Origin of the sequence: Methylopila musalis, from assembly GCF_042679725.1 — a bacterium.
In the GTDB taxonomy this organism is placed as follows: domain Bacteria; phylum Pseudomonadota; class Alphaproteobacteria; order Rhizobiales; family Methylopilaceae; genus Methylopila; species Methylopila musalis.
In genome coordinates, this window is sequence record NZ_JBHTMX010000001.1 from 79,717 (window position 1) to 95,335 (window position 15,619).

Annotated in this window: 7 protein-coding genes; 1 reads left to right on the top strand and 6 read right to left on the bottom strand. The window is 62.6% G+C overall.

Features of this window, described 5'->3' with window-relative positions; translation table 11 throughout:
• Position 1 precedes the first annotated feature (1 nt).
• Positions 2-241, top strand: coding sequence for a DUF2274 domain-containing protein (locus ACFQ4O_RS00410; RefSeq protein ID WP_378773597.1), 240 nt, complete (start codon positions 2-4; stop codon positions 239-241).
• On the opposite strand, the gene ACFQ4O_RS00415 is transcribed toward ACFQ4O_RS00410, so the two are convergent.
• The 6 genes from ACFQ4O_RS00415 to ACFQ4O_RS00440 form a co-directional block, all read right to left on the bottom strand.
• The gene (locus tag ACFQ4O_RS00415) at positions 236-1,129 is read right to left on the bottom strand and encodes a LysR family transcriptional regulator (protein ID WP_378773599.1); all 894 of its coding nucleotides are present in this window, start codon (positions 1,127-1,129) and stop codon (positions 236-238) included. The two genes, ACFQ4O_RS00410 and ACFQ4O_RS00415, sit on opposite strands and share 6 nt — an antisense overlap.
• A 143-nt stretch (positions 1,130-1,272) precedes the next feature.
• On the bottom strand, positions 1,273-4,533 hold the full coding sequence (locus ACFQ4O_RS00420) for a DUF499 domain-containing protein (RefSeq protein ID WP_378773601.1): 3,261 nt from the start codon (positions 4,531-4,533) through the stop codon (positions 1,273-1,275).
• Positions 4,534-4,581: 48 nt separating this feature from the next.
• A complete protein-coding gene (locus tag ACFQ4O_RS00425) occupies positions 4,582-7,395 on the bottom strand; it encodes a DUF1156 domain-containing protein (protein ID WP_378773602.1) in 2,814 nt (937 codons plus the stop codon).
• Positions 7,379-11,605, bottom strand: a complete 4,227-nt coding sequence (locus tag ACFQ4O_RS00430) for a sacsin N-terminal ATP-binding-like domain-containing protein (RefSeq protein WP_378773603.1) — start codon at positions 11,603-11,605, stop codon at positions 7,379-7,381. The genes ACFQ4O_RS00425 and ACFQ4O_RS00430 overlap by 17 nt, the downstream gene beginning before the upstream one ends.
• Complete coding sequence (locus tag ACFQ4O_RS00435; protein WP_045811405.1) at positions 11,602-12,093, bottom strand: hypothetical protein; 492 nt, start codon at positions 12,091-12,093, stop codon at positions 11,602-11,604. The genes ACFQ4O_RS00430 and ACFQ4O_RS00435 overlap by 4 nt, the downstream gene beginning before the upstream one ends.
• Before the next feature lie 8 nt (positions 12,094-12,101).
• Positions 12,102-15,605: a helicase-related protein gene (locus ACFQ4O_RS00440; protein WP_378773604.1), complete on the bottom strand. Its 3,504-nt coding sequence runs from the start codon at positions 15,603-15,605 to the stop codon at positions 12,102-12,104.
• Positions 15,606-15,619 lie beyond the last annotated feature (14 nt).

Below are 15,619 nucleotides of genomic sequence, written 5' to 3' on the forward strand. Positions count from 1 at the left end.
CATGACGAAATTGAAGCTCGGCCCGATCACCGAGGAAAAGCCGGTGAAGGCGACGCTGGAACTGCCCGCTTCGCTTCACCGGGATCTCGCGGCATATGCCGAATTGCTGGGAAGGCAGACCGGTCAGCCTGTGCGCGATCCCGTCCAGTTGATTGTACCGATGCTGGAGCGCTTTATCGCCACCGATCGCGGGTTCGCCAAGGCCCGGCGCGCGAAGCCCGCGGGCGATGCCAATTCATAAATCCACGCCCTGACGACGCGCCATCATCTTCGCCATGCTGACAAAGCGCCTGAGCGCCGGATTGTCGTTCTTTGGCGACCACACGCCGTTGAAGGGAAGGACTTCGCCGATAATCGGCCGATAGCAGATACCCGGCACATGGGCTGCTGTCGCCGCCTCGCTCATGACCGTAAGCCCGCTGCCGATCGCGACGAGCGTCAGCAGATTGTCGCGCCCGACAAACTGCGCCTGAATCTTCGGGTGATGGCCGAGATCGGCGACCCGCTGGACCAGATAGTCATGGACTTCCTGGCCCGGCGGTACATCGCTGACGATGAAGGTCTCGTGCGCCAGATCATGCCACTTCACCTCCTCTTTCCGGGCAAGGGCATGTGCTTCCGGCAACACCACGAAAACACGTTCCGACCAGAGATAGGTGGTCTCGCATTGAGGCCACTCCAACGTCCCTGTCAGAAAGGCGATGTCGAGCCGGAACTGCCGGATCGCGGCGACATGCTCCGCGGGATTGCCGTCGACAACCTCGACATGCACGCCAGGGTGCTCTGCGGCGAAGGTCCGGAGAAGATCTTGCAGGAACCCCGAGGCCAGGGACGAGAAGATGCCCACGCGCAATTGACCTTCTGTGCCGCGCCCCACCGCGTCCACGATCTCCGCGCCTTCATTGATGTATCGAAGAACCTTTTGGGCTTTCAACAAAAGCCGCTGTCCGGCAACGGTCAGGCATACACCGCCGCTGTGACGGTGAAACAGCGCCGAGCCGAGCCCGTCTTCCAGGTCGCGTATCCGGCGGCTGATCGTGGACTCCTGTACGCCCAACGCTACGCCCGCCTTGCGGAAACTCCCATGCTCGGAAGCCGCCACGAAATACCGCAGATGTCGAAAATTCATACTCACACCTGGAAATCGTCCGGGGAGCCCCCTTATCCCGAATGCCTGACAAAGACGCTGCGAGGCTTGTCAAAGCGATTTCCCAGCGTGGCGACAAAATTCGTCGGCGCTCCCCGGCCATACCAGAGAGCGCCGACCGGCTATCACTCTACGGATTTCTCTATGAATCCAAGTGTATTGGCATTCTCGACCAGCGTCCGAACCTTGGCGCGATCGAGACCGTCCGGCACTTCGGCGTCAATCTCGAGCCGGATCTTCACCTGGCTGCCCGGCAACGTGGTGAGTTGCTCGACGATTGCTTCGACGATCTGATGGATGTCTCGGGCCGGACGCTCCGGTGAGATCATCACGGCGCCGGAGAAGCGCGTCGGCTTCTTTTCCGGTTGCGGAGCCGAGGGCACGTCATCCGCAGGCTGCCCATCGGGCGCCGGCGTGCCGTCGCCGGTTCCTGGGGCAGCGTCGCCGGACCCAGGCTGCACGGGGGCCGGACGATGCGCCTCGGCCACCTCTGGCCTTACAATGACGCTATCGCCGTCGATCACGACCACGGCGCTTACCGCCCGCTCGATCGCCAGCCCCAGATAGGTGTCCGACTTCTCGTCCCATCGCTCTGCATAGGCGAAGGGGCCAGGCAACATGCCATTCACGGCGGCCTGCACAGCCTTGATCAGGACACCCTGATCCTTGATGCGCGGCAGATAGATGTAGCGGTTGAGATATTCCCGCAGATCTTTCAGCGACAACCACGGCTTGTCGTTCCAGATATATTTCTGGAGGTCACGGTCGAGGCGCGACGGCCCCAATTCCGTGAGCAGGCCCTCCTCGGCCACCAACTTCTTGCTGGCCCGCGCCAACAATCCGTCCTGCGCCGGGATCTTGCCCGACACCCACTCCCAATCGGCCTGGGCGCTCTCCTGGGCCGGATAATGGAGATAGCACCACGCCTCTTTCAGGCGGGTCTTCATCGTCTCGTTCGCTTCGGCCAGTTTCGTCTTGGCCAACGCGCTATCGCTCTGGGTAAGGTTCAACCGCTCGGTATCGCGGACGATCTCCCCCCACGCCAGCGAAGCTCGAACAGCGTCTTTCAGATGATCGAGCTGACGGCTTTCCGCGGCAATGAACACCAGCATGTTGCGATAGACGCGCGGCGTGCTGCCGCGCTGCGTGAGAATGTCCTTGGCCTCGACCAGCGCGTCGGAGCCATCGCGGCCGTTGTGGGGATATTTGACACCCAGCACGACGACGCGAACACCGCCGGCTTCATCGGGAACTTCGGCCGACGAGGCTGGCGCGACCTGCACGGCATCGAAATGCCCGCGATCGGCAAGGCCGTTCACATATTTTCCGAGTTCCGCATCGATCGTCACATCGACCAGCGCTGCCTCGATCTGTGCGGCCTTATCTGCCGCGATACGATTGAGGCTCGCCGACATCGAGTACCAGTACCGGCCAAGATCGGCGTGCATGAACTTGGCCTGGTTGGTCAGCCGCCTGAGCGCATCGCCGAAGATCGTCGGGCGTTCGCCAGGCTGTACGACGCCGAGGTTGATCTGCTTGTCGTCGAGGCCGGTGTTCTGTTGCTGCGCCGTGGGCGCGGTGCCCATGAAGATCGCGCGCGCGACGCGCCGCGTCGCCGAATAGCGGTTCAGGTTGGGCGCCGACTGATCGACCTTGTAGGGCGTGGACGTCGTGCCATCGACATCGCCGGCGATGATCGCCTGCCAACTCACGTCAAGATAATGGAGCAGTTCCGGCTCCACGCGCGGCGAACTTACCGCCACGCTGCCGGGCATGATCATGACCGAGGGATCGGCATTCATCCAAAGCTCGTGAATGGCCTGTGCCATCAGGCGCAGCACGCCGCGCGTGCGCTGGAACTTTTCGAGCGAACCCCAGCTCGTATAGAGCTGGTCGAACAGCTCGGGGTGGATCGGATACGCCTTCTCCAGCTTGCGCCGGTAATCCTCGTCCGCGCAGCCTTGCGGGAAATCGTTGGCGTTCTCGCGGTAGAGCTTGGCGAACTGCTTCAGCGTGTTGTCACGGTGATGGAACTTGTCGCCAGGGATGTCCTTGAACAGCCGCCGCCTGACGATCTCATAGCTCTCCTCCTGGCTCGCTGGCCGCCACGAGGACTCCACGCGGCTGAAGGTCTGCTTGAGACGCGCCAGCGCTTCCTGACCGCCTTCTCCACCAACCTCGATCTGCGAGGCCGGCAAAGATGCGACCAGCAGTGTGCCGGGGCTGGCCTTGACCGCCTCGGTCAGCGACTGGACGAAGGACAGGTTGGCATCGAACGACCCCGAGGGCAGCCCCTCGACCTTGTAGATCTGACGCAGGTAAGCGACCCATTCGTCGATCAGGATCAGGCAAGGCGCATATTTCTTGAAGAGCGCCTCCAGCAGGTTCGAGCCCGGCGCGATGCCGCTGGCGTCATTTTCCGCCACCATCGCGTAGGCATCGGCGCCGCCGAGCTGCCAGGCGAGTTCGCCCCATGTCGTGCGAATCTTCCGATCGCCCTCGGCATGGAGGACGTCCTGCGGCCCGCGCGACGTGCCGACGAGCACGGCGCGGTTGATGGCATTCGGCACGCTGAGCCCCTGCTTCTCCAGCAGTTGATCGAGGCCGGAGAGGTCCTGGACCGGGGTCGGCCCCGCCATGTGATAGAGGGCCAGCATCGAGTGCGTCTTGCCGCCACCAAAGTTGGTTTGCAGTTCGACCACGGGATCGCCGCCGCTGCCGGACAGCCGCTTCGCAGCTCCGACCAGCAGGGTGCTCAAGCCCTCAGTCAGATAGGTACGGCTGTAGAACTGACGCGGATCGCGGTATTCCGGCGGCGCGCTCCCCGAATGCACCTTGGCGAGGTCGGCCGCGAACTCCGCCTGCTGGAACTCGCCGGTGGCGACATCCTGGTGTGGCTCGACGATTTCACGCCACGGCAGAAGTCCCGCCACGGTCTCGACCGAAATCTCAAGACGCTGGGTTTTCCGCCGCTCTTCGTTGCGCTGAAGCTCGGTAAACTTCGTGCGCAGGATGGTGTCGCGCATCTTGCCGAGCTGCTCGGCTGTCTCGCCGGCGCTGATTGCCTCCATCAGACGCCGCATGGAATCGAGCGCGCGTTCGGCGTCGTCGTAGGTAAAGGTCTCGTTGTGCGAGAGCTTGTTGCGGACATCGCCCAACTCATTGACCAGCGAGCGTTCGGCGCGGCCAAGCACCGCCTTGAACGCCTCGCTCCAGAAGCGATCCATCGCGTTGAACAACGCGGCTTGGTCCCAGCCAACTTCGCCGCTGCTGTTGGGACGCAGGCTTGGCAGCTTCTCCAGAACCTGGACCTGCCAATGCCCCTTGAGCGAGGTTTCGAGCCGCTTTTCGACGAAGGGGATCAGCGCCGCTGGCAGCAGCTCCATACCCTCAAACACATACTGGCGCGTACTTTTTGCCACGTCCGTTCCCCCTTAAATATCCAGCCGGATCTGACGATCGCCGCTTGTGTCGTGGATGCCTGCCGCGGCCTTTGTCAGCTCGGTCCAATCGGCGATCAGGGCGTTGTAGGCCGTGGCTTCCTTCGCATCCTTCCGCTTGTTGAAGCTGATGTCGTAGAGGCAGTAAGCGAGATCCTTCACGGCCTCGGCCTGGGCGCTGATCTTCTTCAGCAGAACAGCGGTGTCGTGGGAAATACCATCCCTCTCATGCTGCCGGACCAGATGCTGGAGGCACTCCCAGACCGTCAGGTGGCGGTCGTCTTCCGGGTCCCAATCCTCATCGAGTTCATCGCGCGTGAGGATGCGGACCTTGCCGGCAGCACTATCGACGATCCCGGCATGCTTGACGCTATCGACCGAGATGCCGCGGGCGCGGGCGAGATTGTCGGCGACACCATAGTCCCCCTTACCGTTCCCGTGCTGCTCGAACCAGGTGATGGCGAACCGCGTGTCCGCATCGAATTCACCCTGGATGCCACCAAGGTACTCGTCGAGTTCTTTGTTGATGAGCTGAAGTGCGGTCTTCACGCTCATCGGATTGTCGTCTGATTCCAGCACAGCCTTATAGCGCGAGAACACACCCATACCGGGGCCGATAGCTGATTGCGGCATGTCAGCCGGCGCGATGTTGGCGGCCTGAAGCTCGGAGATGGATGGCGGTAGCTCGCGCTTCAACGCGCGGATGAACTCAGCACGAGTAATGGTTTCGGCAGTGGCTTCCTTCTTCCGACAAACGAGAACGACCGAGTTGGCAAGGGCATTGGTTCCAGACGCGATCATGCGGTTAGCCATCTCGGTGCGCAGAGGCCAAGTACCGACAACGGCATAACCGGCTTGAACAACTGCCTGTAGGAAGGTTGCCCACCCCGTTGAACTGATCCCGTCCTGCGCGACCTCACTTTGCTTGAAGGCATAGTAAATTGCGGCAGGAAACTGATCAGATGATTGCATTGCCATGTTGGCAATCGCGCGGCTCATCCCATCAAGGAAGAACAGCTCGGCCGCATCCTTTCCTCCGTGGCGATACGGCGTCGCAACCAGCTCCTCTGTCTTAGGAGTTGCCAATACCCCGAATAATTCTGGGTAAACTGGGCGGATGGCTGGCTTGAGCCAACAGAAGAAGAAATCAGAGAGATCCGCGTAACCGATGTTGTCGTAGTAGGGCGGATCGCTGGAAATTACGGCGCCGGCTGGGAAGCGCACCGACTGAGCATCGTGCTGAACCTCAACACCAGAAGCGGCAGGAACAAAATTCAGGCCAACCACACGACTAATCAATTCAATTTGCTTCAAGAAATTCCCCGATGAATCAGAGAACACGTTTCCTTCCGCATAATCCCATGTCATTGGAATAGATTGACGGCCAAATGTCTGCCTGATCTTTTGATGCTCCGCACCCGAGTGCCAGGTACAAATCGTCGAGGCAATGTCCGTCAGTTTTCCAATCGCAAAGCCTAAATAGACGCTAACTGCTTCTGCATAGGCTTTTGCTCCCTCCCCCCCATCACGCAGCGGGGTCCCGTCGGCGACCCGACCTTCGCTCAATGCGTCCGCCTCGATCTGTGTTCGCGCCTCATGGACCAGATCGCTAAAAGTATTCAGGGCAACCAACTGCCGGTCGGTGAATAAGTCGCCGAAGGTGGTCAGGCCGTAGTCCACCGTCCAGAAATTGCGGGGATCATTCGGGAGACTGGTTTCAGGCTTCTGCTCCGGCATTGCCGACAGCGCCAGCCTTTCATGCGCCTCCGTGGGTGCGACGTAGGCTCGGCTGCGATTGCCCTCGGCGACGATGGCGATCAGCGTCCGACCCATTTTGCCGGAACGCCCGTTGGTTTTCACATAGTCGGGGGTGATCGCCGTATCGGACATAAGGCAGCGGAAGTTCGCGCCGCGGCCTGCCTTGGTTCCTTCTTTGGCAGCCGCGATCTCGGCCTTCGTGCCGCCATGCCTGATCCGATAGGAAATGGTCTTCGCCTGCTTATCGACAATCGGCTCCACCCAAGCCTCCTTGCCGGTCTTGGTGCTGAGCAGGAAGCTCGACGCGATCGGAACCTGGATACCGGAAAAGGCAGGATCGGGGCTGGGAACCGTGCGCGCCCAGATCCAGGCAATGACCGTCGCCTTTCCGCCCCCATATTCCTTCGACAGATCCACCTGCGGATAGAGATGCCCGATGCGCTCCCACGCCTTCTCGCGCATCCACTCGCCATAATATTTGACGTCTTCCGCTAGGCCCTCGGCGTTGCGATAGAACTGCCGGTCCTTCGCGCCCGGATGGATAGGCTCCTTGTCCTTGAACTTGGGCGGGATCTCGATCATCGCCTTGCCGATCATCACCGCGACCGGGTTCAGGTCTGATCCATAAGCGGGCAGACCAAGGCGTTGCGCTTCCAGCGGGATCGACCCGCCGCCCGAGAACGGATCATAGACCGGCGGCAATTTGCCGCCGCAGCTCTTGCGGATTTCGGCCCGGGCGCGTTCCAGCACCTCCTCGTTGGTCGAGTTCTCCCACTTCACCAGGTCCTCGATGATGGCGAACAACCGCTTGCGCTCGGCCTCCTGCGCCTCGGGCGTCGGGAACCTTTCAAGGTCGCTCGATGGATCATCGACAAGCTGAGCGAACAACACGGCCCGGCACGCCGCCAGCGGCCGTCGCGCCCACCACAGATGCAGCGTGGACGGGTGTCCATGCCGGATCGATTTTTCGCGTGCGGAGGCGGCGTTGATCGCTTCGAGCGGGATCGCAACCTCGATCAATTTCTTCTTGGCGTTAGTCGTCGAGGTCATAAACAAGCCTGTAGGTTGCGGGATGAATGGTCAGTTCGCCGCCGTCGCGCAGTGTGCGCAGGCGAGCGCCCGTCATCTCGACGGGACCACCCTCCGGGTTGATGAGAATGAATGAGTAGAGTTCCGGCTTCTGGTCCAACAGGCCCCAGACGTCGGCTTCGAGCTGGAGCGGTTCGTGCTCCAGGCAATGGTCCTTGGGGTAATAATGCCGCAGGATCTCGCCACCGGCCGAGCGACGCTCCCATGGAAAGCGCGCGCCATTGGCGCGGCCTATCCAGCTTCCGTCCGCATGGAAGAAACGATCCTCGCCATCGGCCTTATAGCCCTGGGTCGCCGCAAATCTCGCCATGACGCTAGGGCGGGGCGGTTTGGGCGCGGCGCGGGGCCTGGTCGCCAGCTCCGTTTCGATCAGTTCACGGTCGGGCTCCCCCGTGGGCAGCGTGGGTACAGGCTGCGGCGTGGCTTCATCTTCCGCCGTGAGCAGATCAGCCGCGTCTGTCAGCTCGGCATCGCTCTGCGCGTCTTCGGCAACCTGATCGACGCCGTCGTCATCGCCGGGTTCGGCAACGGGCTGCGTCGCCACCGTCGATGCGACGACAATGTGTTCTGGACTAAGCGTGAAATTCTCTTCGAGATATTCCCTGATGTCCTCCGGCGAGCGCTCGAACGCATAGGCCATCGCCGCGCGAATATCCGAACTCAGGTTCCTGCCGATCTCTTCCGGCACCCGCTTGGCGAGCTTGGCCTTGGACAGCGGGCTGACGAACAGCTTACGCTCAAGCCATAGGATGTCGGTAAGCCGCGCGGTGCCGGCCGGGACGCCATCAAGATAGGGAACGACCTCCAACTTGGGGGTCTGGACCCAGCTCGTCGCAGCGATCGCCTCCGCCAGCGCCCGCACACGTTCGGTCTCGCCGGCGTCGGCAAGCTCAATCCGTCCGAGTTGATTTCCGAACGCCGTGAGCCAGGCGCGGCGATCTTCCATGCCGGCGAGCAGCGACGGCTGATTGAAGTGTTCCTCGACAAGGTCCGAGAGCGCCGGCAATGCCGAGAATGGCGGCGCCTGCACGACTTCTCCTGATAGCCGCTGAAAATCGGCAGTCTTGCGCTTGACCCATTCGTGCAGGTGACTCCACCGGAACAGGGTCTGCATGCTCAGGCCATAGGCGAGCGTCTCGACCGGCGCCCACTCGCCCACGAGGTTCAACCAGTGTCCGCACTCCTCCCAGATGCGCGTGGGGTAACGGACCAGCAGGGTGCGAACCCGCCGGGCGTCGTCGGCCGACAGCCCCTTTCCCGAGGCCAGTGTCCCGAGCCATTGCAGCGCCAGGTCCGCCGATGGGCGATCGGCGACACCGACACGATGCCACAGGCTGAGATCGAGCACCGACGCGCGCACGACCGCAGCGCCGGGAACATCCTCCTCGTCCCCCGCTAGGAAGACACCGCCGGACGTCACCCACGTCCCGTCCTGGGCGAGGATCAGCTTCTCCGTCTTGAAGGCGGTTCTGATGTTCTGTGCGTCGGCGGTCGAGCATCCGTCGAGCATCTGATCGAGGCGGCGATACCATTTCTCGACCTCATGGGCCGGAGCCTTGTCGGATTTGGCCAGGGCGCGCAGCCGGTCGAGCAGACGCCCGGGACCGCTCGGCGTGCTGCGGACGCCGAGAAGGTCGAGCAGCGGGCGGGTGGTTTCGCGATCGAGCAGCCCATGCACGAAAGGCTCCACATCGATCAACGCCTCCGTTTCCGGCGTCCTGCGCACGAGATCCGCCGGAAGCTGGACCATGTTGCGGGTATCCGGAAGGCAGGGCTTGGCCCGCAGCTTCAGCAGCCAGTCGGTCAGCAGGCGCTCTGATGAAATCGATCGCGTGGACCCGGTGGTCGCTACCTGCAACAGCCGAGCGCTGACGGCCCGCGACCAATACGTGTCGCGCTGATCCAGGATCTTGCCGACGATCTTCGTCCAGATGCCTGCGTCCGTCTTCGCCAGCACCTCCCAATGCCGCCAATAGTCCGCAGGGAAATCCCAGTCCTCAATGACGAACTGGTTGGTGACATAGGGATAATAGAGCGTGCTGCGGGCGCCGCGCGCCTGTGCCTCCGAGGTGAGTTGCTGTCGCCCGTAAAGGCTCTGCCGCTTCTGGACCAGGGGCGCCATCGTCTGAAGCCCCGAACGGCCAGACGACACCCAGCGCAACCAATCCTCCCGCGTGCAGGATTTGAAACTCGCGACATAGTCACCATGCAGGAGCTGCGCCTTTCGGACGGCCTCCGGCAGCAGCTCCTCCAGCGCGCCATTCTCGTCGAACAACACGCTGTTACTGATCGCCCGCAGTGTTCGGTCAGCGCAGGCATATCGGAAAGAGTCGCCAATCGTGACACCAAGCTTGGCCGCGATCTGGGCAAGCTGGACGCACTCGACGAGTTTCGCCTGACCGGAACCGAAATAGTCGGCGGCGACCCGCTCGATCACCGCGTTGACGTCGCTCGTCCCGTCGAGACCGATCTCCTCCAGCACCGCGAAGGCCGCCTCGACGGGATCGTTACGGCTTCCTCCCTCCGCCTTGTCCCGGCGCTGATCGGCGAGGAATCGAGTCCAGTTCTGGTTGAGGACGATCAGATGGCTGGCAAGGAACTCCCAATCTTCCTCCGATTGAAGTAACTTCTTTTCACCGAGCCGGACGATCTCCGACGCCGCGTAGAGCACTTCCTTGCCCTGCACGGGCACGATCCGCAGGGCGTCGGCATCATGGCACTGCCAGCCCGTCACCTCTGGCGCGATATAGGTCCACAGGTTCAGAAGATGGCGCCAGGTCGCAGGTTTCGGCAGATGCTTGCTGCGCAGACGCTCAAGCAAGTCCGACTTCGAGAACTCCTCGATCAACCCCCAGTGGACGAGCTTGGTCCGGTTCTTGGCTGAGACATGTTGGCAAAGCGCCGGCCGGGACTTGGTATCGAGCAGCGCCATCGCTTGGTCCGCCGGCCAGATGTCAAAGATCGGCCGTGGGACGGTGATCGCGGCCTTCGCCTCGACCAGGCTCCCCTCCTCGGTCAGGAGGATCGATTTGCCTTCTACGGCGCCGTCGAACGCTAATTCGACGATCGCGCCACATGCCCCTTCGAGCGTAGCGGCCTCCCGATCAACATCCGGCAGCAGTCCATAGGCATCCGCCCGGTCCTGCGGGCCGGTCTTCGTCTGCTCCAGCCACTCCATCATGGCACTGGCGGCTAACTCTCCAGCGCGGTTCAGGAGCCAGCGATTGGTTGGCGAGGTCTCCGGATCCTTGATCTTGAGACGTGCCGGATCCTGGATGAAGGGCGCATTGCAGGCAAAAGGTAGCGCCGTTTCGACGCCGGTCGGCAGCACGACATAGAGGCGGCCCTTCGCGCCCAGCACGATCTCCACCCGGCAGGGCGGGAAATCACCACCATCCTCGGCCCCCAGCATCCGCTCCTGGCGGATCTCGCCGAGCGCTTCCGACGGAAAGGATTCCTCTCCCGAACGCACGAGGAGCAAGGGATCTTCGGCTTTCTGATCCAAGGCCATCCATTCGCTCTCCGCGATGGGGCCGGGTCCGAGACTCTGCCAATGCACCTCACTATCGCCGATCTGAAGGCGCCGGATCTTCTTGAAGAACAGCAACGACACGGGGCTCTTCAGCCACTCGTCGAGGTTCTTCTCGACTTCTCGGCGCAGCAGCGGGTTAGCGATCGCCACTTCGACGCGCGTGGTTCCCGTTGTCGGATGACGGCTGTCGATCCAATGCGGCTGGGTGAACCGCACGCGCTCGAAGGCCACCGCCAGCGTCGGCGTAAACAGTTCAACCCGATCGCCTAGGCTGAACGTGCTCTTGAATCCGATCCCTCGGAAGCCGATCGTGTGCAGGGCGCGCTTGTTGGAATAGCCGAAGCGGCAAATCGAGGCGAAATGGGCCTCGATGAAGTCCTCGCCATTGTGCTCGAACACAAAGCGGTCGTCTTCGATTGACACCCGCGCTTCGCTGGCGCCGGCGTCGTCGGCGTTCTGGAGCAACTCGGACAGGATGTGCCGCGGGCTCTGGACCTGCTTGAAGAGCTGGTGCCAAGGGCCAGCCAGCTCCGGGTCTGCCTCAAGCTGATCCCAGCGCTTGGTCGCACGCTCCTGGATCGACCGGAAATAGTCGGGTGGATCGGCAGCAACGGTTTCGATCTGGTGGCTCACGCTCATAGCGAAAGCTCCACCGTCGACGGCGTAGCGACCAATTCCGGTCCCCGCGGCGGCGCCGTCTTGCGCCAGCCGCCCTTGATGGTCTGGATCGCGGAGATCGGCAGCCGCTGCCCGGCGGGCAGCTCGTGCAGATCGCAAACATGCCAGAATACCGCCCAGTGGCCCTGATTGTCGGCGGCATATTGGCCTGTCGTCGGCGGCCGATGCACCATTCCCTTTGAATGCTTGCCGTTACCGCTTTCCTCGCAGCCGGCATACCATCCCAGCCAGGACACGACGAAGCTCAGCTTGGCGGGCACATCCTCATGTGACGGATAGATCAGGACCGGCACCCGCGCGCCGCCTCGCAGTTCATCAACCTTGCGAAACAGCTCCCATTTGCGCGACCCGAAGGCGACGAAACCCGTGGCGTCGGCGATAGCGCCCCCCGATTGAAGGTGCTCCAGCGGCACGGGGGCCAGGATGGAAAAATCCGCGATGCCGGTCATGTCACCTCCTATGCCGGCTCTTGCGCCCGCTCCAGCAGGCGTCGGAGGTCAAACTGGATCGCAGTCTCAAGGAACGACGGTTCCCGTTCCACGAGCGGGCCGCGCACATAGCGCGGCGCGTGAGCGAAGCCTGCGTTGACGGAGACGATCGCCAGAATGAACTTCTCCGGCTCGTGCAGCGAAGTAATGACCTCCTGGCGCGTGACCATCACGCTGTCCGCGCCGTCGATGCGCCCCTTGACCTCGATGAAGCGCAGATGCCCCGACCTCGGATCGTGGGACGCGATGTCGTAGCCAATCTTCTGGGCGGAGACGTCGGCCGGCTCGTTGCCCAGCGCGCGTTCGGCCGCCATGACAGCGGTCATCGCCGCAAGCTCGATCTCGCGGCGCGCGGCCGGATCTTCTGCAAAATGGTTCGGAATGCTCGGCGCCTGGCGCTTTTGCAGTAGCCCCCGGGGGATGACGACCATGCCGCCCCGCACACGCGGGGGCTGCGACGAGATGAAACGCTCCCGCTCAAGCTGGTCCATGCGTCGCTTTTGCCGATCCGCCAGGTCTTCGGCGCGGCGCTGCGCGTTCTGCCAGTTCACCCGCGTCTTCTTGCCGGCGCGCTCCTCCTCCTTCAGCTCGAAGGCGCGCGAGTCCCAGTAATTGATCTCCTTCTTGAGGCGTGCGCGTACCTCCTGCTCAACCTTTTCGATCTCGGGCAGACGCCGCGCCTTGACCTCGGCGACATGGCCTTGGGCCAGTTCGACTGTCGCAAACCGGATCGCGGCCTTCTCCAGATCAGTGGTCAGCCAACTCTCGTCCAGAAGGTCCCGCACGCTGGCGACCTCTTCCGGCGTTGCCGGCCGCAGATTCAAATGCGGCGCGATGCCGGCGTTGACGGTGTTTCCCGCCTTGTCGATCGCAGCGAACTGGAGCCGCTGCGAGATCACATGCGGCTTGCCTGCGCTGGTGACGCGGCCGTCCTGGACAACATGTTCCAGCAGGAAAATCGCCGACAGCGCATCACCGGCATCCGTGTCGTCGACCAGGATCGCGCCCTGCCGCATGATCTGCTCATATTGCTCGCGGATCATGCTGATCACGGCTTCGAGCAGCGGATGGCCGGGACAAACGAAGGCGGCGACCGGCTGCTGGTTGATCTTGTCCTTCTCGAAGCAGATGCGCTCATACTGCGTCTGGAGGGGGGCACCGGTTCCGATCTGGCGTTCCCGCTCGCGGATGCGCACAGGAACATGCGTGACCTCCCAACGCCCTTCCTCCCGGCGTTTGATCTTGCCACCCAGATGCTGGAACGCTTCGACGAAGAAGCTCTGGATGTGGTGGGGCTGTAGGCGCAGCGCCTCGGCGCGCTCCATTTCGAGCCGCAATTCCTCGACCCTCGCTTCCGGCATGGTGTCGTTGGTCAGGGCGCGGCGGCGCAGCAGCTCGAGCAAGTGCGCCTGATCGACCGCACCATCGACCTGCTGGAAAAGACGCGCTTTCACGTCCTCCTGCTCGCCATACTGGATCGCCTCGAACAACAGATCCTTCAGCGCCACGCCGTCGAACAATTCGCCGAGCACGTCATAGACACGGCCGCCCAGCGCCTCGCGCGCAGCTTCCAGTTTCTCCAGCAGCCGCGCGTAAACCTCGCCTTCGCGCGTATCGGCCGCGACGAGATTCCAGAGGTGGCAGACCTCCATCTGGCCGATGCGGTGGATGCGGCCGAACCGCTGCTCGATCTTGTTCGGGTTCCACGGCAGGTCGTAATTGACCATGAGATGGCCGCGCTGGAGGTTCACGCCTTCGCCTGCCGCGTCGTTGGCGATCAGGACCAGCATGTCCTTGTCCTGCATGAAGCGCTCGACGACCTTTCGCCGCTCTTCGCGCGACACGCCGCCGTGGATCACCTCGACGGCCTCGGGGTTGCCGAGCCGCGCCCGCACCTTGTCGAGCAGGTAGTGCAGCGTGTCCTTGGGCTCGGTGAAGATGATCAGCTTGCGGCGATTGCCGGCCGCGTCGATCATCAAATCGTCGTCGAGAATACGATTTAGCTGGCTCCATTTCGTGTCCACGCCCGAGCGCAGCACGCCGAGCGCCATCGTCTCCAGCCCCTTCAGGGTCTCGACTTCCAGGGCGAGTTGCTCGACCGTCTCGGCCGTCGTCGCGCCCGTCGAGATCAGATCCTCAAGCTCGTCGATCTCCTCCTGGCCATACTCCTCGATGTTCCGCAGCATGTCGGCATTGATCGCGGGTTCCGATGCGCCGGCCCTGCGGCCCTTGGCGGCAAGGCGCGCTTCGCCCAGCTCGTTTTCCAGCCGTTCCCGGCGGCGCTTGAGGGACTGATAGATGGCGGCCGGCGACGAGGCGAGACGCCGCTGAAGGATCTGCAAGGCGAAACCGACATTATTGCGCTTCTTCCCATCGCCCTCGGCGAAGCGCTGCACGCGGTTCATCTCGGTGCGCACATACTCGGTGACAGCGGTATAGAGCGCGGCCTCCCCTTCCGAGAGCTGATACTTGACCGTGCGCGCCCGCCGCTCGGGGAATAGCGGCCGACCATCGAACTTGAGCAGTTCCTCCTTGGTCAACCGCCGCATCATGTCTTCGGTGTCGGCATAGTGGACACCGTCGCGGAACCGGCCCTCGAACCGATCGCCATCGAGGAGCGCCATGAAGAGCTGGAAATCCTCTTCCTTGCCGTTGTGCGGCGTCGCCGACATCAACAGCAGATGGCGGCAAACCTGGCCCAGCTTCTGGCCAACCTGATAGCGCCGCGTATATTTGACCTCCCCGCCGAAATAGGTGGCCGACATGCGGTGGGCTTCGTCGCAGATAATCAGGTCCCATTCGCGCGCGCTCATGAGCTTCTCCTGAAGCTCCTCGTTGCGCGCCAACACGTCGAGACGCACGATAAGCCGATCCCGATCGCTGAATGGATTGCCCGACCGCGAGTTCTCGATCATGTCGCGGGAAAGGATGTCGAACTCGAGATTGAACTTCTGGCCGAGTTCGTCCTGCCACTGCTCAACCAGGCTGCCCGGCGCAACGACGAGGCAGCGTTCCAGATCGCTGCGGGCGATCAGTTCCTTCATCAGCAACCCGGCCATGATGGTCTTGCCGGCGCCGGGATCATCGGCAAGGAGGAAGCGCAGCGGCTGGCGCGGCAGCATCTCGCCATAAACCGCCGAGATCTGGTGCGGCAGCGGATCGACCAGACTCGTGTGAATCGCCAGATACGGGTCGAAATAATGCGCCAGCTTGATGCGGTTGGCTTCCGTCACCAGGCGCAGCAACGCGCCGTCGGCATCGAACGACCACGGTCGGCCGTTCTGCTCGACCTCGAGACGGTGCTCATCGTCGCGGTAGAGAACAGCCTCGGCCACAGCGCCGTTATGATCGCGGAAAACGACGTTGATCGCCTGGTCGCCGATCCAGTCGACCGAAATCACATGCACAGGCTGCGCCGAAGCGACACCGCGCACGGACGCGCCGTTCTTTACCTCCTCAAGCCTTGCCGCCATTGCTCGGCTCCCCC

Excerpts from the sequence above, each read along its gene's own strand:
- ACFQ4O_RS00410 (WP_378773597.1), top strand. The coding sequence starts at position 2 with ATGACGAAATTGAAGCTCGGCCCGATCACCGAGGAAAAGCCGGTGAAG.
- ACFQ4O_RS00415 (WP_378773599.1), bottom strand. The coding sequence starts at position 1,129 with ATGAATTTTCGACATCTGCGGTATTTCGTGGCGGCTTCCGAGCATGGG.
- ACFQ4O_RS00420 (WP_378773601.1), bottom strand. The coding sequence starts at position 4,533 with ATGGAGCTGCTGCCAGCGGCGCTGATCCCCTTCGTCGAAAAGCGGCTC.
- ACFQ4O_RS00425 (WP_378773602.1), bottom strand. The coding sequence starts at position 7,395 with ATGACCTCGACGACTAACGCCAAGAAGAAATTGATCGAGGTTGCGATC.
- ACFQ4O_RS00430 (WP_378773603.1), bottom strand. The coding sequence starts at position 11,605 with ATGAGCGTGAGCCACCAGATCGAAACCGTTGCTGCCGATCCACCCGAC.
- ACFQ4O_RS00435 (WP_045811405.1), bottom strand. The coding sequence starts at position 12,093 with ATGACCGGCATCGCGGATTTTTCCATCCTGGCCCCCGTGCCGCTGGAG.
- ACFQ4O_RS00440 (WP_378773604.1), bottom strand. The coding sequence starts at position 15,605 with ATGGCGGCAAGGCTTGAGGAGGTAAAGAACGGCGCGTCCGTGCGCGGT.